Consider the following 17631-nt stretch of genomic DNA (forward strand, 5'->3'; position numbering starts at 1 on the left):
TTGGCCCAAAAGTGTAGCGGGGCTGAATGTCAGCACTTCGGCTTGTGGATGGCTTTCTTTAGTCGCAATGTGCCACTGCTGTGACGCACTGCGCGAAACGTCAACGAAAGCCGTCACGCAAATCGCCCTCGCGGGCAAGAAAGCGCCCTGCCCTTCGCCCATTCGCCTGCCCATCGCCATAACTCAAAACACCGTTGATCCACACCCCGTCAATGCCTTTCGCCGGCCGTTGCGGGTCGGTGAAATCCGCCACGTCACGCACCGTTGCCGGATCGAACAACACCAGATCGGCCCAGTAACCTTGCCGAATCTCGCCCCTGCCCTTCAAGCCGAACCGGGCCGCCGACAGACCGGTCATTTTGTGCACCGCTGTGTGTAAGGGAAACAACCCGACGTCACGACTGAAATGTCCCAACACCCGTGGGAAAGCGCCCCACAAACGCGGATGCGGGAACGGGTCTTCCGGCAGTCCGTCAGACCCCACCATCGACAACGGATGCGCGAGGATTCTTCGTACATCGGCCTCGTCCATGCCGTAGTACACCGCCCCCGCCGGTTGCAGGCGTTTGGCGGCGTCGAGCAGCGGCACGTTCCATTGCGCGGCGATGTCGATCAGGTCGCGGCCGCTGACCTCCGGATGCGGCGTCGACCAGGTGATGGTGATGCGGTGGGCGTCGGTGACCTGTTTGAGATCCAGCGTCGATGAACTCGCCGCATACGGATAACAATCGCAGCCGACCGGGTGAGTGTTTGCCGCGTCTTCAAGAGCGGCCAACAACTGCGGACTGCGCCCCCAGTTACCGACACCGGCGCACTTGAGGTGGGAAATGATCACCGGCGAGCGGGCATGACGACCGATTTGAAACGCCTCGTCCATCGCCTCCAGCACTGGGGCGAATTCGCTGCGCAGGTGGGTGGTGTAAACGGCGCCGAATGCCGTGAGTTCTTCGCTCAGTTGCATCACTTCATCGGTGCAGGCGTTGTAGGCGCTGGCGTACGCCAGGCCTGTGGATAAACCCAGCGCACCGGCCTCGAGACTTTCGCGCAACTGCTCGCGCATGGCGCTGATTTCGTCAGCCGTTGCGGTGCGGAACAAGTCATCAAGATGATTGCTGCGCAGCGCTGTGTGGCCGATCAGTGCGGCGACATTGAGCGTGGTGTTGGCCGCTTCGACCGCTGCGCGATAGTCGCTGAAACGTGGATAAACGAACGCCGCTGCCGTGCCGAGCAGGTTCATCGGATCGGGTGGATTGCCTTTCAACGTCACCGGCGAGGCGCTGATCCCGCAGTTGCCGACAATCACCGTGGTCACGCCTTGGCTGAGCTTGGGCAGCATTTCTGGCTGACGGATGACCACGGTGTCGTCGTGGGTGTGCACGTCGATAAACCCCGGTGCCAGCACGCGGCCGGCAGCGTCGACTTGTTCGTTCGCGGTGGCGTCGTGCAAGTCGCCGATCTGCTCGATGCGACCATTGACAATCGCCACGTCGGCACTGTAACCGGGGCGGTTGCTGCCATCGATGATCAGGGCGTTACGAATCAACGTGTCGTACAGCATGTCAGTCTCCCAGCGGCAGGTGATCATCGCCGCCACGGTATTCGTCGAGGGCGAGTTTGATCCGCCGCAGACGTTCTTGATTGTCTTGAGGATTGGCCAGCGCCAACTCGGTGGCAAGCACGTCGATGGCCAGCAACATGCCGTAGCGCGCTGCCGTCGGTTTGTAGATGAACGAGGTTTCCGCGCTTTGCAGCGGCAGAACGAGGTCGGCCCGTTCGGCCAGCGGCGAATCGGCGCGGGTGATGGCCAGAATGCGTGCGCCGTAGTTGCGCGCCAGTTCGACGGTTTCCAGTAGTTCCGGGGTAATTCCGGTCAATGAGCAGACGATGACGACTTGCTCGGCGCTCAGGCTGGCGGCGGTCAAACGCATCATCACTGCGTCATGACACACCGCAATCGGATAGCCGAGGCGCACCAGGCGCACCTGCAATTCATCGCTGCACAGGGTCGAGCAGCCGCCCATGCCGAACGCGTGAATCATGCGTGCCTGGCTGAGCATTTTCACCGCGTCGGCAAATCGCGATTCGTCGAAGGCCGCCAGATGCTGGCGCAGCGTGGTTTCGATATCGCCAACAATCTGCCCGTAGAACGCCGACTGCTCAGGCGTGCCGGCCGGATCGAGAAAACGGCTGCCAACGCCGCTGGCCTGGGCCAGTTGCAGGCGCAGATCACGCAAATCGCGACAGCCGACCGTGCGCGCAAACCGCGACAGTGTGGCGGTGCTGACGTCGGCCCGTTGCGCCAGCTCTTCGAGGCTGGCGGAGGCGGCAAAGCCGACGTCGTCGAGCATCAGCCGGGCAATGCGCCCTTCACCGGCGCTGAAGGAATCCTGACGGGCGCGGATCTGGTAGAGGATGTCCATGACGGCGGGCTCCGGTTACAGCACGTAAGAAAGGCCGACGGTCAGACCGAAAGCAACCAGCGAGATCAAGGTCTCAAGCACGGTCCAGGTCTTGAACGTCTGCGCGACCGTCATGTTGAAGTATTCCTTGATCAACCAGAAGCCGCCGTCGTTGACGTGGGAAAAGATCACCGACCCGGCACCGGTCGCCAGCACCAACAGTTCAGGGTGTGGATAACCCAGACCGATGGCGACTGGCGCAACCACGCCCGAAGCGGTGGTCATCGCCACCGTGGCCGATCCTGTTGCCACGCGCATCAACGCCGCAAACAGCCAGCCCATCATCAGCGGCGACAGATGAAATTCGTGAGCGAGGCCAACGATCTGATCGGTCACACCGGCATCGACCAGAATCCGGTTCAAGCCACCGCCCGCACCGACCAGCAAGGTGATACTGGCCGTCGGCGCCAAACATTCATTGGTGAACTTGAGGATCGATTCGCGGTTGAAACCCTGGGCGATGCCCAACGTCCAGAAACTCAGCAAGGTCGCCAGCAGCAGCGCAATCACCGAGTTGCCGATGAACAACAAGAACTGATTGAAGCCGCTGCCCGGTGTGGAAATCAGGTTGGCCCAACCGCCGATCAGCATCAGCACCACGGGCAACAGGATGGTCGCCAGGGTAATGCCGAACCCTGGCAGGTTGTCGCGCGGTTCGCGGTCGAGGAATTGTTTTTCCAGCGGGTTATTCGCCGGTAATTGAATGCGCGGCACGATGAATTTGGCGTAGAGCGGCCCTGCGATGATTGCCGTCGGTATGCCGATCGCAATCGCATACAGCAGCGTCTGCCCGACCGACGCTTGATAGGCCTGCACCGCCAGCATCGCTGCCGGGTGCGGCGGTACCAGCGCGTGCACAACCGACAGACCGGCGACCATTGGCAGGCCGACCATCAAAATCGACACACCGACCCGCCGCGCCACGGTGAACGCAATTGGCACCAGCAAGACAAAACCGACCTCAAAGAACAGCGGTAAGCCGACCAGAAACGCGATGCACACCATGGCCCAGTGCGCGTTCTTTTCGCCAAATTTGTCGATCAACGTGCGCGCCATCTGCTCGGCGCCGCCGGACTCGGCCATCATTTTGCCGAGCATCGTCCCCAACGCCACCACCAGCGCAATATGCCCCAGCGTCTTGCCCACCCCGGCCTCATACGCGCCCACCACGCCGGACGGCGGCATACCCGCGACCAGCGCTAGGCCGATGGAAATCAGGGTGATGACAATGAACGGGTTGAGCCGGTAACGGGCGATCAGCACGATCAGAGCAATGATGGCGACGGCGGCGTAGACCAGCAGCCAATAGCCGAAGGAAGGCGTCATGCGGTACTCCTCGAAAGGGTCACGTTCGAATGGGTTGTGAAACTCATAAATCATTTCGAGATCGAGTTTTCAAACGCCATGAAAGTTATTTTCGTGGAGAGGTAAGACCTGTCGCGGATGAACAGGCCGTGTCGCGATTATTGAAAATTGCGGGGTGGGATTTACATCGTTACGGGGTTAACACAAAACCCTGTGGGAGTGGGCTTGCTCACGAAGGCGGTGTGTCAGGCGACAGCAACGGTGGGGGCCGGGCTTGCTTGTCGCGCACCTCATTCAGCCTTTGAAATCGGCGCTGGCGTAGGCGGCGAGTTTGCTCTGGATGAAGTCGAGGAAGCACTGAATGCGCAGCGCCAGTTGCGAGTTACGGTAATACACGGCGTTGATCGGCTGGCGATAACCGCTGTTGAACTCGGCCAGCACCACGTTCAGGCGCCCGGTGCGAATGTCATCGATGGTCATGAAGTGCGACAGGCACGCGATGCCCTGCCCTTCCAGCGCCAGTTGCCGCACGGTCTCGCCACTGGAGGCGCTGATCGCCGGGGTGATCGGCCAGCGGTCGCCGTGCACATAACGCAACGGCCACTGATTGAGGCCCTCGTTCTGAGTAAATCCGAGCAAGGTGTGTTCGCTCAGATCGGCCACTTGCAGCGGCGTGCCGTGCTTTTCGAGATAGGCGGGACTGGCAACGATCAACAGCGGACTGCATCCGAGCGAACGCGCATGCAGCGTCGAGTCGGCCAGGGTGCCGATGCGGATGGCGATGTCGGTGCTCTGTTCCAGCAGGTCAATGATCAGGTCATTGCTGTTGAGTTCGAGCTGGATGTCGGGGTAGAGCCAGCGGAATTCGTCGATATACGGTACGACGGCGTGGAGCATGAACGGCGACGCGGCGTTGATCCGCAGGCGTCCGGACGGCGTTTGCTGGCGAGAGGACAGACGTTCTTCGAGCGCGTCCATCTGATCGAGAATCAGCTTGGCGTGCTCGAAGAAATACTTGCCCTCTTCGGTCAGGTCCATGCGCCGCGTGGTGCGGTTGATCAGCGTGGTGTCGAGCTTGGCTTCCAGCCGCGACAGGGTGCGGCTGACCGCCGACGGCGTTTGCCCGACCTGCTCGGCGGCGGCGGAAATCGAGCCGCATTCGATCACGCAGACGAAAATCTGCAACTCATCGGATCTGGCTTTCACGGGTGTCCTCGGATCGATTGGCCTGCACCGCAGGTTCAGGCCTTCGATAGTAGCCGAGCATCAAGCCTTGAGGCCAAACACCTCGGTCAAATGCTGCTCATAACGCGCCACATCGTTTTCGATGTTCGGGCGTTTCATCACGTCAACGCAGAGGAAGGTCGGCAGGCCGGTCATGCCCAAAAACTCGTTGGCCTTGTGGAACGGGAAGTACACCGCGTCCACGCCTTTGGCTTCAAAGAAGTCGTTCGGATCATCGAAGGCTTGCTGTGGCGCGTTCCAGGTCAGCGACAACATGTATTGCTTGCCCTGAATCAGCCCACCGCTGCCGTACTTCTGCGACGCGTCGGAACGGGTGCGGCCATCACTGGCGTACAGGCTGCCGTGGCCTTCGGTGAAGACTTCGTCGAGGTACTTTTTCACCGTCCACGGCGCGCCCATCCACCAACCCGGCATCTGATAAATGATCACGTCGGCCCAAAGGAATTTGGCCACTTCTGCGGCAACGTCGTAACCCTCGTCGATGAAGGTGGTTTTGACATCCATACCGCCACGATCCAGCACGCACAGCGCTGTTTCATGCAGGGTGGTGTTGTAGCGACCGTCGGAGTGGGCGAATTTTTTACCGCCATTGAGCAACAGAACTTTTTTCATGAGAAAGCCTCGGCGCAGCCATTGGGCTGGATGGAGAAGGAAAATTGAATGGCGGCAGATTAACCATCCCTCTTGCGCGGAATAAGCCGGGATGGCGCAAAATACATTTGAGTAAAACGCATGAATCGATATCTGATTGTTGCCATAGCATTCACAGCCATCTGAATTGGAGGAGTCGTTTCTGATGAGTGAACGCCGGGGTTTCATCCTGCACGCCAAGACCCGCCCAGAGAAAGCCGAGGCTTTCGAAACGCTGTTTCGCGCCTACGTCGAGCCAAGCCGCGCTGAGCCGGGCTGCATCGAATACCACATGCTGCGCGACAAAGAAGATCCGACGCTGTTCATCTTTTACGAGGTCTGGGAGTCCCAGGCGCATCTCGATGTGCATTCGACGCTGCCGCACATGAAGACGTTTTACGCCGAGCGCATGGACTATCTGGAGCGCGATTTCGATATCCGTCTGATCGACATGCTCAGCGAAGCATCGGCTAACCGCTGATCAGCAAGTGGGCGCGGCGCCGCTTGATGGTGCGCGCCCGGGAGTTCAGCGCCCGGCCCAATTACGCCAACGCCTTGCTGCGCGCCTTGACTCTCCCCTAAGGGGCAGACTTCATCCTTGGCTTTTTCATCAGCAAGGACGATGACGATGGGCAAACGTATTCTGTTGATTCTCGGGCATCCTTCGGCGAACAGCTTGTGCGCCGCACTCGCCGAAAGTTATGCACAATCGGCACTCGATGCCGGACACGAAGTTCGCCAGTTGCGACTTGGTGAAATGAACTTCGATCCGGTGTTACGCCAGGGCTATCAACAGATTCAAGCGCTGGAAGATGACTTGAGTGCGGCACAGTCCGACATCCTCTGGGCCGAGCATCTGACGCTGGTTTACCCGATCTGGTGGGGCGGCATACCGGCGCTGCTCAAAGGTTTTTTTGATCGGGTGTTGTTGCCGGGTTTCGCCTTCAAATACCGCAAAGGCAAAGCGTTCCCAGACAAATTGCTGAAAGGCCGCACCGCGGATTTGCTGGTGACCATGGACACGCCGCCCTGGTATTACCGCTGGGTCTATCGCATGCCCGCCTTGCATGAAGTACGCAAGAGCACCCTAGCGTTCTGCGGAATAAAACCACTGCGCACGCTCACGTTCGGCCCGGTGCTGGGCTCAAGCGCTCAGCAGCGACAGGCGTGGTTGCTACAGGCGCAGGCTATCGTCAGTCGTTGAGTCTGGCGATAATCACTGAGGCAAAGCCAAGGTAAAAAGGACTGTTCATGTACATCAGCGAAGCCGCTCAACGCGCCAGCTCCACGGTCAAAACCATCCGCCATTACGAGGCTATTGGATTGCTGCCCCCACCTCGACGACAGGGCAAATATCGCGTCTACGATCAGCAAAGCGTCGAACTGCTGGGTTTTATAAAGTGTGCGAAGGAGATGGGCTTCAAACTTATGGAGCTGCAGAAAATTTTCGCAGGCCATCACGGTGAGTCGATGCCTTGGGCTTTGGCACAGCAGGCCATCGAAGACAAAAAACGCGAGATCAGCGACCAGATCGCCAAACTTTCTCGACAGCACGCGCAGTTGGTGGCATTTGACGCAAACCTGCAACAGGCCCGAGAGCAATGCCCGCTGGAAAATCTGTAAGTGTTGGCGCGTTTCTGAGCAGCTCGATGTCGAGCACAGACAACTGAGCGGCGAGCCGGCGCTATAGGGTGCGACTTCATTCCTCATGTCCACCCCCCGGAGTCCTCATGACCGCGACCGCCCCTATCACCGTTCTGCGCGACACCCACCCGCTGCCGGTACTCGACGCCTGCAAATGGGAAAAACTCGAAGGCGACCCGCACACCGTCAACCTCAATGCTTACACCAGCGAAGACGGCAGCAAGATCATGGGCACCTGGATCTGCACGCCGGGCAAGTGGCGCGTTGAATACGTGAAGTGGGAGTACTGCCATTTTCAGGAAGGCTACTGCGTGATCACCCCGGACGGCATGGCGCCGATTCATCTGCGCGCCGGCGATATTTTCGTGGTTGAACCGGGCATGAAAGGCACTTGGGAAGTGGTCGAGACCGTGCGCAAATATTTCGTGTTCGCCTGATGAAAAAAAACCGGGAAATCACCCGACGTGATTTCCCGGCAACACTGACTGCACGTTGATTGCCCCTACATCGGCGGCGATTGCTATTGCGGTTTGCGATAGCTGTTGATGATCGCCGAGAAGTCTTTCCCGCCGTCCCCCCGCTGGCTCATCGCTTGATACAACTGCTGCGCCACCGCGCCGAGCACCACCGGTTGGTGTGCCTGACGCGCAGCTTCAGTCGCCAGCCCCAGATCCTTGAGCATCAGTTCGGCACCGAAGCCGCCGGTATAACCGCGCGAGGCCGGTGCCGTTTCGACGATGCCAGGCCACGGGTTATACATTTCCGAACTCCAGCAGCGACCAGTCGAACTGTTGATGATCCCGGCCAGCACCGAGGTGTCGATCCCCAGTGCATCGCCCAATGCCATGGCTTCACTGACGCCAACCATCGAGATCGCCAGCAGCAGGTTGTTGCAGATCTTGGCGATCTGCCCGGTGCCGACTTCACCGCAATGCACGATGTTGCGGCCCATCTGCGCCAGCACCGGTTGCAAAGTCGCAAACAGTTCCGGCGTTGCACCGACCATGAAAGTCAACGTCCCGGCGGTGGCGCCGCCCGTGCCGCCGGAAACCGGTGCGTCCGCCATCGCCACACCTTGCTTGGCAGCGGCCGCCGCCACATCGCGAGCGGTCTGCGGATCGATGGTGCTGCAATCCACTGCCGGCACGCCTTTGCCGATACCGGCCAACACGCCGTCCTCTCCCAACCAGACACTGCGCACATGCACTGCCGCCGGGAGCATGGTGATCACCAGTTCTGCATCTTCAGCGGCTTCGCGCGCCGAGGCACGAATGGTGCCGCCCAGTTGTTCCAGTTCTGCCAGCACGGTTTTGTTCAGATCGACCAGACTCAGTGAATGGCCGGCCTTGATCAGGTTGCGCGCCATCGGTGCGCCCATGTTGCCCAGACCGATAAATGCGATTTTCATGGCTCGTTCCTCAGCGCAGGTTGATGGTGGTGTTCACGCCGTCATTGACGCTGTCGTCATCGAACCAACGCGCCGTGACCGTTTTGGTCTGCGTGTAGAACTGCACCACTTGCTTGCCATACGGGCCGAGGTCGCCGAGTTTCGAACCACGGGAACCGGTGAAGCTGAAGAACGGCACCGGCACCGGAATCGGGATGTTGATGCCGACCTGACCGACGTCGATTTCCGTCTGGAACTTGCGCGCCGCCGCACCACTCTGGGTGAACAGGCCCGTGCCGTTGCCGAACGGGTTGGCGTTGACCAGCGCGATGGCCTGGTCGAGGGTATCGACTTCCAGCACCACCAGCACCGGGCCGAAGATTTCCTGGGTGTAGATCTGCATGTCGGTGGTCACCCCGGAGAACAGGGTCGGGCCGACGAAGTTGCCTTGCTCGTAACCCGGCACGCTGATATCGCGACCGTCCAGCTCAAGCTTGGCGCCCTCCTTAATACCGCTTTCGATCAGGTCGAGGATCCGCGCCTTGGCTTTCTTCGAGATCACCGGGCCGACATCGGTGCCCGGCTCGCTGCCGGCGTTGACCTTGAGCTTCTGCGCCAGGGCTTTGAGATCCGGCAGCCATTGTTTGGCCGCACCCACCAGCACGACCACCGAAGTCGCCATGCAACGTTGCCCGGCCGCGCCAAAACCGGCGCCGACCAGTGCATTGAGCGCCTGCTCGCGATTCGCATCGGGCAACACCACGGCGTGGTTCTTCGCGCCCATCATCGACTGCACGCGTTTGCCATGTTTGCCGGCCAAGTCGTAAACGTGAGTACCAACAGCGGTCGAACCGACGAAGGACACGGCTTTGATGTCTTTGTGCGTGCACAGGCCATCAACCACGTCTTTACCGCCATGCACCACGTTGAGCACGCCTGCCGGGACACCGGCCTCAATCGCCAATTCCACCAGCAGCAGGGTCGACAGCGGATCCTGCTCCGAAGGCTTGAGCACGAAGGTGTTGCCGCAGGCGATGGCCATCGGGAACATCCACAACGGAATCATCGCCGGAAAGTTGAACGGCGTGATGCCGGCGCAAACGCCGATCGGCTGACGCAGGGTGTAAGTATCAACGCCACCGGCAACGTTCTCGGCGAATTCGCCCATTTGCAGCGTGCCGATTGAGCAAGCGTGCTCGACCACTTCCAGGCCACGGAAAATATCGCCCTCGGCGTCGGCAATGGTTTTGCCCTGCTCGGCGCTCAGCACCAAGGCAATGCGCTTGGAATGCTCGCGGATCAGCGCTTGCAGCTTGAGCATGATGCGCATACGCGCGCCGATCGGGGTCAGCTTCCAGGTCTGGAAGGCGCGTTGCGCGGCGCTGACAGCGGCGTCGACTTCAGCGGCGGTGGCGAACGGAACTTTGGCCAGCACTTGCTGGGTCGCCGGATTGACGATGTCGTGCCATTCGGTGGACTGCGACTCGACCCACTCGCCGTCAATCAGCAGCTTGACCTTCTGCAGCGTGGTGTCGTTGGGCGTAAGCGATGCGTTCATGCTGGTCTCCAGAACTTGTTCTTATCGTAGGAGCCAAGGCGAAGGGTTCGCCTTGAGATGAGGCGTGTGCCACGAATTGGTTGTCGGACGGTTTTTGGAGTATAGATGTGCAAACTTCTAATAAGAACGCACATATAAGCCCGTCCATCATGCAAAAAAACATCACCTCACTAGGTTCACTGAACTGGGACGACCTCAAGTTTTTCCTCGAAGTCGCCCGCACCCGCAAGGCCAGCACCGCCGCCAAACGGCTCGCCGTCGACTACACCACGGTGTCGCGGCGGATCAGTTCGCTGGAGGCGGCGCTCGGTACGCTGCTGTTCGAAAAGTCACGCACCAGCGGCTTTGTCCTGACCACCGAAGGCCAGCGTTTGCTCGGCTATGCCGAGTCGATTGAAAGCACATTGCACATGGCCTGCGAGCAGGTGTCAGGCTCCGGCGTGGCGCTGTCCGGGCATGTGCGGATGGGCTGCACCGAAGGGTTTGGCAGCTTTTTCATCACGCCGCAGTTGAGCCACTTCGTCGACGCCTACCCGGCGATCTCGGTGGACATCCTGCCCCTGCCGCACTTCATCAGCCTGTCCAAACGCGAAGCCGACATTGTCATTGCCCTGGAACGCCCGGAACACGGGCCATACGTGTGCTGCAAACTCTGCGACTACCGCTTGCAGTTGTACGCAACACAGGACTATCTGGACCAACACCCACCCATCCGCCGCTCGGCCGATCTGAGCAAGCATCAATTCATCAGTTATGTGGATGATCTGGCGTTCAGCTCGGAGCTGTTGTACCTGGCGAACGTGCTGCCAGGCGCCAGCGCAAACCTGCGCAGCACCAGCGTGATCGCGCAATACGTCGCAGCGCAGCAGGGGCGCTCACTGGCAATTCTGCCGTGCTTCCTCGCCGCACAGGACCCGCGCCTGCTGCCAGTGTTGCCGGAGGAAATCGACATCACCCGACAGTTCTGGATGTACTGCCGTGAGGACTTGCGCAAGTTGAAGCGGATCACCCTGTTGTGGGATTACATCCGTGAGGTGACCGAGCGTAATCAGGGTCTGTTGATGGGGCAGACTCGGGAGATGCGGTTTGCTGACTGACAGGCTTTCAAGGAATCAGGTGGCCGGATCGTAGCGAGGTCAGCACGCCCTTTTCAACCGTTTTGTAACAGGGGTTGGTACACGACTTGTAACTTTGAAAGCGCATCGAAGCCCATATCTTGATTGTTCGAATTTAACGCTGTCATGGCGGCTGCATTGTCGAGGATTGCGATGAAAGCGCTACGGCAAACTGCCACCATTCAAAGTCCTTTCCCAACCATTTATCCTCCGCACCTCCAGCAATTGACATGGAACATAGGGAACTTTCAGCACGGCTTTTGGGATTTGTCCTACAGCCATTGCATGAGCTTCCCGCAACGTCGATGCTGCCCAGCTACAGGCTGGAACTCCCCAAGGACGAAAGGAAGCGGCATGTCTGGCTATGTACCCAACCCGCCAAAGGGCTACCGCTACAGCGGTGTTGAGCCTGTCGATATCCATGCCCAGCGTTGGGCGGAATACAAAGACCTATCACCAAAACCAGAAGACAAGCCCGACACAATGGGCTGTGTGTTTGCCAAGAGCTGCAACCTCCCTGATGGTGTGATCGACCACAAGAACCCATCCGGGTTTGTGCCTGTTGAGAAACTGGCCGACTACGGACTGTGGGCTGTGCTTGGAACCGGGGCAGCGATTACCGCCCAAGGCACCCCACTCCAACTGGTGGGCGGGTCTGCTACTGGCAGTGCAATTGCTAAACGTCTTGGCGGGTCGCTATCACTGGGCCTGCTGAAAGGATCAGGTGTTGTTGCTGCTGGCTTTGTAACAGGTACGGTTGGGATGCTGATCCCGAACACCAGCATTTCACCTGATAGCGCCTTCTACAACAACGATCAATACGCAACGCTTGAAACTGGCCGCACCCGTGTACGCGTCAACGTGAAGACTTTGCCGGATGGCTCCGTTAACGCCTACGGCTTCTACACGGGCGGTAAAACGGACTGGGAGAATGTCCCTGTCATCAAGGGCGATAAAGTCGGTGAGACATATGTTGCTGACATCGGCAACGGGATTGGGCTCACTTGGACGCCAGCGGTAAACCCAGATGGCGTACTGGGCATTCCTGCACTGGAAGGTGCTCCGCAATTGCCACCAGTGTGGGTTTATCCGCCGACCGAACAGGCCAATAAGATATTGGTCAATCCGGTGCATCCACCAGACTACCAAGATGCAATCATCACATTTCCTAACGCCGATATTCAGCCGATTTACATTTCGCTGAGCGTATCAGGTGACCATAGCTATCACCCGGCCCCCGCTGACGGGCTGGCAGCATTTCCCGACGCAGTAAGCACGAGAAGCAAAAGCTCTGTTCAAGGCGGTGGCAAAAAACGCGCTCGCTGGAAGGACAGTAAGGGCCGAATTTACGAATGGGACAGCCAGCACGGAGCAGTTGAAATGTACGACAAGCAGGGCAAGCACTTGGGGGAGTTCGACGCGGAAACAGGCGAGCAAACCAAGGCAGCAAAACCCGGAAGAACCACCCCTAAATAGAGAGAAAAAACCATGCATTTATGGATCAGCGGTTTTTTGGACGAAGATAACGAAGACGACTCGTTGAAGTACTCTTTAACAGTTCTGCCTGAATTTGAAAAAGCGGTAATGGGTATTCTCGGATGGCAAAGTCTTGCGGCTGAATGTGATGGCGAGCTTCTACTAACGCCTGAGCAAGTCCGGCAAATTTCAACTGCAATGAATGAGCAATTGCCAACTGAATTAGATCTTTTTATTGGTGTACGAGGCTGAAAATTTTCGATTGCCAGTCCTCTCGTGCGAACAGGCAAGCAAGAACCAAAGGCACGCTATAGGGATAGAGCGGGGAAAGCGTGGATCATTCGAGCTGCACCATGCAGACGAAGTAGCCAAGGGTGGGAAAGTCCACGATGTCGATAAGCTGGAAAACCGCCACTTCGGAGAGGAGCTTCCCATGATCAGCGGGGGGCTGCGCAAACGGTGGAAAACTAGGGATGGCAGTATTCTCGAGTGGGATAGCCAGCATGGTGCTGTTGAGATGTACAACAAACGCGGCAAGCACCTCGGGGAGTTTGATCCCGAGACTGGACAGCAAACTAAAGACGCAAATAAGACTCGCGAGGTCGAACCGTGAAATACACCGTTGAAGCTTTTGACAAAGAAACCGAATTTTTAGCTTTTGAGATCGACCTTCCGAACGGGTGTGATGTTCAGTTAGCTAAAATCATGAACTGGTCTTCACCTCAACGCGGAGATGAGGGTTATAACCTTAGCGTCGCATAGCTCGCAGCCATTGAGGCTTTAGCAGGCAGGCGAATTTTCGACCCGGGTTTTATCTTCCAGCTCACCTGTAATTTGAGCTGACCTGCGCCGCTCAAGGCTTGCCGGGATTCAAAGAATAATCAATGGAGTGTGAAAGAAAATATGGAGCTTCGCCCTGATTTAATGCCTCCGTTGCTGGACGAGTCTTTGGTTGCTCGACTGACGAAACTTTCCGAAGAAATTGATTGCGGGCACGAAGAACACACCCAGAGTCAGGTGGCAGCATTCAATCGGGAAGCAATGACCGCACTTGAGTTCATCGACTTTCAGGGAATCTATGGTGGGCAATCTCACGACACATGGGTTCGCAAGGTCTTAGCAACACCGTATGAGCGGCGCGTGACCGACGTGACCAAGCAAGAGTTGGTTGAGCTGGCTCGAAGGGTTATGGAGGGTGATGGCGATGACCATGAAGTCGAGTTCTGGTTGAGCATGTTGGCAATCAACATACCCAATGCACGCATATCCGATCTGATCTTCTGGCCAGACGAATACTTCGATGAAGCAGATTATCCACAGCAACTATCCCCAGAGCAGGTGATAGAAATAGCGTTGAAAGACAAAGATGTAGTGCTGTAATCAAGACCCGCCCACACCAAAGGACTGTCATCCTGCACGGCGGTTAAACTGAAGGTGTGAGCGAGCGATAAAGATCGCTACATCACTCGATCCAGCCAGTTCCTGGCCCCGCCGATTTTTGGAAATAGCTATAGGGTGGGGTCGCTTGTGTAGCAGCCTGAAAAAATAAGTTTGCTGGATATCCGGCGCCCCATCCGAGCTGCTTAACACGGTGCTCACGCAGTGCTACGAGATCCGCCCGTGAGTGAGTCTGCATGTCCAGTTCTCCAAGAGCCGACGCGATTGTTCCATGGCAAATCTTGGTTTCCTTCAGGGTTGAGGTTTTTTGGTCTTGCCCACGGTCAGCCAAGTAGAGCGCCGAGAAAATCTCAAACGTCATCGCTGGCGACAGTACAGAAAGGGACACAGGAACGTTCTCTACGGACTTCACGGGCCTGGTCGAACCGCCAACAGGTCCAGCATTACTATCGTGCAAATCGCCCCACACCTGCGTGACGTTACCATCACGTCCTGACTCAAACAGTTCCACCGAGACAGCACGGAAATGTTCTTTCAGCTTGCTCCACGGCGCCTCGGGGTTCTCCAGATGAAAGGCCCTGACGAATCCAGCGAGCTGCTCTGAGGCGTCCAATGCGTCCCGCCTGTTGCTGGTCTGAAGAGAAACCGCAGCAGCCTCAGTGGTGCTACCCGTAGTCCTGAGACGCATGTAGTAAATACCGTTGCGTCTGTAGTGATAGGGCTTAGCGAGCCTTGTGGTCGGCTTCGAGGGAAAAGCGAGGGTTGTAACGGTGCTTGTAACAGCAGGTCGAACTTCAAGGATACTCATGGCGGTTAGCCCCCGTAATCATTGGGTTAACCTGAATTCCTTGAAGTTCTGGATGTACTGCCGTGAGGACTTGCGCAAGTTGAAGCGGATCACCCTGTTGTGGGATTACATCCGTGAGGTGACCGAGCGTAATCAGGGTCTGTTGATGGGGCAGACTCGGGAGATGCGGTTTGCCGATTAATCAGCGCTGACCACAATCGACACCCGACGGTTTTCCGTACGGCCCGCCGCGGTGTCGTTGGACGCCACTGGCTCGCTGCTGCCCAGGCCTTGCAATTGAATGTTCTCTTGCTTCATGCCGACTGTGGCGAGCACTTTGGCAACACTCTTGGCGCGGCGTAGCGAGAGTTGCTGATTGTAATTTTCCTGGCCTGAAGCATCGGTGTGACCATCGACCCGCACGCGCTCGATGCCGACACCCATCAATGCTTTGCCGATGTGCTCGACGATCTCGGTGCTTTGTGTGTTCAGGCTTTCAACATCGCTGCCAAACAACACCTTACCGGACAGACCAAACTCCCAGCCTTCGTCGGTCAGCTCGAAGCCTTGTTGTTTAAGCACTGCGACTTGTGCCGGGGTCAGCCCCTTTTGCGGGGCAGTCTGGCAACCGGTCAGGGCCAGTGAGGCCAACAACAGCAGGGCAGAAATAATGCGAATTGAAAGTGTGAACACGAGAGTCAGCTCCTGGTTTGAACGGAATCGACCGGGTGCTCCGACCCAGCGGTGAATTGAGCGCCGCGAGACAAGCGCTTGGCTTGATACATTGCCGCGTCGGCAGCATCGAGCAAAGCACCCGGCGTGACGCCATGATCGGGATAAACCGCGATGCCGATGCTGAGCGAAGTCACGACACTGCTGTCGCCGGGCAGCGCGATGGGCATGTCCATGCTGGTGAGAATCTTGTCGCCAATGCGCTCGGCATCTTCGACTTTGTGCAGCGGCGTGAGCAACACGGCGAACTCATCACCGCCCAGTCGCGCCACCAGATCCTCCTCACGCAATTGCGCACGGACACGATTGGCGATGGCCACCAACACCGCGTCGCCGGCGGCATGGCCGAAATTGTCGTTGATCCCTTTGAAGCGATCACTGTCAAGAAACAACACCGCCACCCGCTCGTTGAGCTTGCTGGCGGTGCGCAGGGCACGGATCAAGCGGCCCTCGAAAAATGCCCGGTTAGGCAACCCGGTCAGGCTGTCGTGGCTGGCTTGGTGGGCAAGGGTTTCGTTTTCGCTTTGCAGATGGCTTTGCCAGGATTCGAGCTCGTCGAGCAAGGCATTGAAGTCGTTGCCGAGGTTGTCGAGCTCGGCGATCTGCGCCGGCGGCACGCGACGGTCCAGTGCTCGCTCACTGCGGGCGGCGTGGGCCACCGTAGCGAGGCTGTGCAGCGGGCCGATAATGCCACGCAACTGCCGACGCGCCAGATAGAGCGCCACCCAGGCACTGATCGCGGTACAGAGAAGGATCCCCGCCAGACCGCTCAGCAGAAAGCGCATCAGACTGCCGCCATGCCCCGTGAGCAGGATGCGTCCAATTTCACGATCCTGATGGAGGATCGGCAGGCTGATCGGTTTCTCCAGGATGGCGCGGGCGGTCTGCATTTCCAGTTCGGAGATCAAGCCGTTCTCCGGTCGCTGCCAGCGCGCTATCAGTTGGCCTTGAGCATCGAGCACCTGGGCATCGGCGACCTCCTCGGTGGAGGCAATCAATGCCAACGCTTCGGTGGCCGCAGCCTTGTCGTTAAACACCACCGCCGCTTCGACGGTGTAACTGATCGAGCGCGCAATCAGGTGCAAGTTGTGATCCGCATAGACCCGCAGCGCCAGAACGCCCAGCAGGGTCAGCGAAACACTGGCCATTGCCACAGCCACCAGCGCCACAATCAAATGCCCGCGACCGATGACCGAGCCCAGAGTGGGACGAACTTTGGAACTGAACCGTTTCATGGCGCCGCCGGTTTACGACGGGACAGTTGCAACACGCTTGGATGAATGCGCACGCCGCTACGCGCAACGGAGTCGAGATTGACTTCGAAGGCCACCTGATCGTCGCCCACCCGCAGGCAGAACAGGCTGCCGACCGTGCACTGATCGTCGCCTTCGCTGATGCTCAACACCGGATGGCCAATCAGTGAAGTGAACAGGCGACTGCGTTCATCTGCGGTCAGTTTGCCGATGTACACCGCATCGCATTCGCTGACGATGGCTGGGTTGTCGGCCAGCAGGCGACGCACAATGACCGGCCTGCCGGTGGCTTGAGTGGTGCCTTTGACCAGGTCATCGGTGTATTCGGTGGGGCCGACGATGCACAGGTGCAACTGCGCAGGTTCCACTGGCCAGCGTGCGTAGCTGAGGATGCCAAGAACGACCTTGGTGACAGAACGGGCACGCTGCTCAGCCATGCCCGTCGGCGTTTGCGGTTGCGCGACAGCCACACCCGCCAACAACCAGAGCAGACCGACAAGCACTACGTGCTTGCAGCGAACCACGCGCTCTGTCGCCCAGAAAGCCACCTTCATGCAGGTATTCTCTTCGATCGTAACGAAATGATGCCGCAACGATAGCACAGCGGTGAATCACCAGCGAAACAGCGACCCCTGACTGACT

General features: G+C 58.3%; 20 protein-coding genes and 2 pseudogenes. 11 read left to right on the forward strand and 11 right to left on the reverse strand.

Going from position 1 to position 17631, the window contains the following annotated elements; all coding sequences use genetic code 11:
- Positions 1 to 100: 100 nt before the first annotated feature.
- From AACY50_RS20420 to AACY50_RS20440, 5 genes are all read right to left on the reverse strand, one after another.
- Positions 101 to 1558 carry an N-acyl-D-amino-acid deacylase family protein gene (locus AACY50_RS20420; protein ID WP_339539061.1) on the reverse strand — a complete coding sequence of 486 codons (1458 nt, stop codon included), beginning with the start codon at positions 1556 to 1558 and terminating at the stop codon, positions 101 to 103.
- Between the two features lies 1 nt (position 1559).
- The gene (locus AACY50_RS20425) at positions 1560 to 2420 is read right to left on the reverse strand and encodes a MurR/RpiR family transcriptional regulator (protein WP_339434143.1); all 861 of its coding nucleotides are present in this window, start codon (positions 2418 to 2420) and stop codon (positions 1560 to 1562) included.
- 15 nt (positions 2421 to 2435) lie between these two features.
- Positions 2436 to 3785 carry a GntP family permease gene (locus AACY50_RS20430; RefSeq protein ID WP_339465449.1) on the reverse strand — a complete coding sequence of 450 codons (1350 nt, stop codon included), beginning with the start codon at positions 3783 to 3785 and terminating at the stop codon, positions 2436 to 2438.
- Between the two features lie 273 nt (positions 3786 to 4058).
- Positions 4059 to 4970 (reverse strand): LysR family transcriptional regulator, encoded by a 912-nt coding sequence (locus AACY50_RS20435; RefSeq protein ID WP_339539062.1) that lies wholly within the window; start codon positions 4968 to 4970, stop codon positions 4059 to 4061.
- A gap of 60 nt (positions 4971 to 5030) precedes the next feature.
- Positions 5031 to 5621, reverse strand: coding sequence for an NAD(P)H-dependent oxidoreductase (locus AACY50_RS20440; RefSeq protein WP_339494090.1), 591 nt, complete (start codon positions 5619 to 5621; stop codon positions 5031 to 5033).
- A 184-nt stretch (positions 5622 to 5805) separates the two neighbouring features.
- Between AACY50_RS20440 and AACY50_RS20445 the strand changes: the two genes are divergently transcribed.
- From AACY50_RS20445 to AACY50_RS20460, 4 genes are all read left to right on the forward strand, one after another.
- On the forward strand, positions 5806 to 6120 hold the full coding sequence (locus AACY50_RS20445) for a putative quinol monooxygenase (protein WP_339434139.1): 315 nt from the start codon (positions 5806 to 5808) through the stop codon (positions 6118 to 6120).
- Positions 6121 to 6267: 147 nt separating this feature from the next.
- Entirely contained in the window at positions 6268 to 6843 is a 576-nt protein-coding gene (locus AACY50_RS20450) for an NAD(P)H-dependent oxidoreductase (RefSeq protein WP_339434138.1), read from the forward strand.
- Positions 6844 to 6890: 47 nt separating this feature from the next.
- On the forward strand, positions 6891 to 7262 hold the full coding sequence (locus tag AACY50_RS20455) for a MerR family transcriptional regulator (protein ID WP_221730505.1): 372 nt from the start codon (positions 6891 to 6893) through the stop codon (positions 7260 to 7262).
- A gap of 107 nt (positions 7263 to 7369) precedes the next feature.
- The gene (locus AACY50_RS20460) at positions 7370 to 7720 is read left to right on the forward strand and encodes a cupin domain-containing protein (protein ID WP_122589396.1); all 351 of its coding nucleotides are present in this window, start codon (positions 7370 to 7372) and stop codon (positions 7718 to 7720) included.
- 83 nt (positions 7721 to 7803) lie between these two features.
- Here AACY50_RS20460 and mmsB read toward each other — a convergent pair whose 3' ends face one another.
- On the reverse strand, positions 7804 to 8691 hold the full coding sequence (mmsB, locus tag AACY50_RS20465) for a 3-hydroxyisobutyrate dehydrogenase (protein ID WP_339434137.1): 888 nt from the start codon (positions 8689 to 8691) through the stop codon (positions 7804 to 7806).
- A 10-nt stretch (positions 8692 to 8701) separates the two neighbouring features.
- Complete coding sequence (locus tag AACY50_RS20470; RefSeq protein WP_339465448.1) at positions 8702 to 10228, reverse strand: CoA-acylating methylmalonate-semialdehyde dehydrogenase; 1527 nt, start codon at positions 10226 to 10228, stop codon at positions 8702 to 8704.
- Positions 10229 to 10377: 149 nt separating this feature from the next.
- On the opposite strand from AACY50_RS20470, the gene AACY50_RS20475 reads away from it, so the two are divergent.
- The 6 genes and pseudogenes from AACY50_RS20475 (at position 10378) to AACY50_RS20495 (ending at position 14199) form a co-directional block, all read left to right on the forward strand.
- Positions 10378 to 11325 (forward strand): LysR family transcriptional regulator, encoded by a 948-nt coding sequence (locus AACY50_RS20475; RefSeq protein WP_339434135.1) that lies wholly within the window; start codon positions 10378 to 10380, stop codon positions 11323 to 11325.
- Between the two features lie 372 nt (positions 11326 to 11697).
- Positions 11698 to 12819 carry a colicin E3/pyocin S6 family cytotoxin gene (locus tag AACY50_RS20480; RefSeq protein ID WP_339434134.1) on the forward strand — a complete coding sequence of 374 codons (1122 nt, stop codon included), beginning with the start codon at positions 11698 to 11700 and terminating at the stop codon, positions 12817 to 12819.
- Between the two features lie 12 nt (positions 12820 to 12831).
- Positions 12832 to 13071 (forward strand): pyocin S6 family toxin immunity protein, encoded by a 240-nt coding sequence (locus AACY50_RS20485; protein ID WP_339434133.1) that lies wholly within the window; start codon positions 12832 to 12834, stop codon positions 13069 to 13071.
- A 190-nt stretch (positions 13072 to 13261) separates the two neighbouring features.
- Positions 13262 to 13432, forward strand: a pseudogene (locus tag AACY50_RS20490) (colicin E3/pyocin S6 family cytotoxin); the annotation flags it as partial.
- Positions 13429 to 13581: a DUF7683 domain-containing protein gene (locus tag AACY50_RS28855; protein WP_445261496.1), complete on the forward strand. Its 153-nt coding sequence runs from the start codon at positions 13429 to 13431 to the stop codon at positions 13579 to 13581. The pseudogene AACY50_RS20490 and the gene AACY50_RS28855, both read left to right, overlap by 4 nt.
- 141 nt (positions 13582 to 13722) lie before the next feature.
- Entirely contained in the window at positions 13723 to 14199 is a 477-nt protein-coding gene (locus AACY50_RS20495; protein WP_339434132.1) for a hypothetical protein, read from the forward strand.
- A gap of 82 nt (positions 14200 to 14281) precedes the next feature.
- Here AACY50_RS20495 and AACY50_RS20500 read toward each other — a convergent pair whose 3' ends face one another.
- Positions 14282 to 15025, reverse strand: coding sequence for a hypothetical protein (locus AACY50_RS20500; protein ID WP_339465447.1), 744 nt, complete (start codon positions 15023 to 15025; stop codon positions 14282 to 14284).
- A gap of 43 nt (positions 15026 to 15068) precedes the next feature.
- Here AACY50_RS20500 and AACY50_RS20505 point away from each other — a divergent pair.
- A pseudogene (locus tag AACY50_RS20505) lies at positions 15069 to 15206 on the forward strand (LysR family transcriptional regulator); the annotation flags it as partial.
- Here the strand turns inward: AACY50_RS20505 and AACY50_RS20510 are convergent.
- From AACY50_RS20510 to AACY50_RS20520, 3 genes are read right to left on the reverse strand one after another with little or no spacing between them, the layout of a single operon-like run.
- Positions 15203 to 15697, reverse strand: coding sequence for an OmpA family protein (locus tag AACY50_RS20510; protein ID WP_339434130.1), 495 nt, complete (start codon positions 15695 to 15697; stop codon positions 15203 to 15205). The pseudogene AACY50_RS20505 and the gene AACY50_RS20510 sit on opposite strands and share 4 nt — an antisense overlap.
- A 5-nt stretch (positions 15698 to 15702) precedes the next feature.
- Positions 15703 to 16971 (reverse strand): diguanylate cyclase domain-containing protein, encoded by a 1269-nt coding sequence (locus AACY50_RS20515; protein WP_339465446.1) that lies wholly within the window; start codon positions 16969 to 16971, stop codon positions 15703 to 15705.
- The gene (locus AACY50_RS20520; protein WP_221730501.1) at positions 16968 to 17543 is read right to left on the reverse strand and encodes a YfiR family protein; all 576 of its coding nucleotides are present in this window, start codon (positions 17541 to 17543) and stop codon (positions 16968 to 16970) included. The genes AACY50_RS20515 and AACY50_RS20520 overlap by 4 nt, the downstream gene beginning before the upstream one ends.
- Positions 17544 to 17631: the final 88 nt, after the last annotated feature.

The sequence above is a fragment of the Pseudomonas sp. RA_15y_Pfl2_54 genome, from assembly GCF_963971015.1.
Lineage (GTDB): Bacteria > Pseudomonadota > Gammaproteobacteria > Pseudomonadales > Pseudomonadaceae > Aquipseudomonas > Aquipseudomonas baetica_A.

What these genes read in the sequence shown, in the direction of transcription:
- AACY50_RS20420 (WP_339539061.1), bottom strand. Translation starts at nt 1,558, where the DNA reads ATGCTGTACGACACGTTGATTCGTAACGCCCTGATCATCGATGGCAGC.
- AACY50_RS20425 (WP_339434143.1), bottom strand. Translation starts at nt 2,420, where the DNA reads ATGGACATCCTCTACCAGATCCGCGCCCGTCAGGATTCCTTCAGCGCC.
- AACY50_RS20430 (WP_339465449.1), bottom strand. Translation starts at nt 3,785, where the DNA reads ATGACGCCTTCCTTCGGCTATTGGCTGCTGGTCTACGCCGCCGTCGCC.
- AACY50_RS20440 (WP_339494090.1), bottom strand. Translation starts at nt 5,621, where the DNA reads ATGAAAAAAGTTCTGTTGCTCAATGGCGGTAAAAAATTCGCCCACTCC.
- AACY50_RS20445 (WP_339434139.1), top strand. Translation starts at nt 5,806, where the DNA reads ATGAGTGAACGCCGGGGTTTCATCCTGCACGCCAAGACCCGCCCAGAG.
- AACY50_RS20450 (WP_339434138.1), top strand. Translation starts at nt 6,268, where the DNA reads ATGGGCAAACGTATTCTGTTGATTCTCGGGCATCCTTCGGCGAACAGC.
- AACY50_RS20455 (WP_221730505.1), top strand. Translation starts at nt 6,891, where the DNA reads ATGTACATCAGCGAAGCCGCTCAACGCGCCAGCTCCACGGTCAAAACC.
- AACY50_RS20460 (WP_122589396.1), top strand. Translation starts at nt 7,370, where the DNA reads ATGACCGCGACCGCCCCTATCACCGTTCTGCGCGACACCCACCCGCTG.
- mmsB (WP_339434137.1), bottom strand. Translation starts at nt 8,691, where the DNA reads ATGAAAATCGCATTTATCGGTCTGGGCAACATGGGCGCACCGATGGCG.
- AACY50_RS20470 (WP_339465448.1), bottom strand. Translation starts at nt 10,228, where the DNA reads ATGAACGCATCGCTTACGCCCAACGACACCACGCTGCAGAAGGTCAAG.
- AACY50_RS20475 (WP_339434135.1), top strand. Translation starts at nt 10,378, where the DNA reads ATGCAAAAAAACATCACCTCACTAGGTTCACTGAACTGGGACGACCTC.
- AACY50_RS20480 (WP_339434134.1), top strand. Translation starts at nt 11,698, where the DNA reads ATGTCTGGCTATGTACCCAACCCGCCAAAGGGCTACCGCTACAGCGGT.
- AACY50_RS20485 (WP_339434133.1), top strand. Translation starts at nt 12,832, where the DNA reads ATGCATTTATGGATCAGCGGTTTTTTGGACGAAGATAACGAAGACGAC.
- AACY50_RS20495 (WP_339434132.1), top strand. Translation starts at nt 13,723, where the DNA reads ATGGAGCTTCGCCCTGATTTAATGCCTCCGTTGCTGGACGAGTCTTTG.
- AACY50_RS20500 (WP_339465447.1), bottom strand. Translation starts at nt 15,025, where the DNA reads ATGAGTATCCTTGAAGTTCGACCTGCTGTTACAAGCACCGTTACAACC.
- AACY50_RS20515 (WP_339465446.1), bottom strand. Translation starts at nt 16,971, where the DNA reads ATGAAACGGTTCAGTTCCAAAGTTCGTCCCACTCTGGGCTCGGTCATC.
- AACY50_RS20520 (WP_221730501.1), bottom strand. Translation starts at nt 17,543, where the DNA reads ATGAAGGTGGCTTTCTGGGCGACAGAGCGCGTGGTTCGCTGCAAGCAC.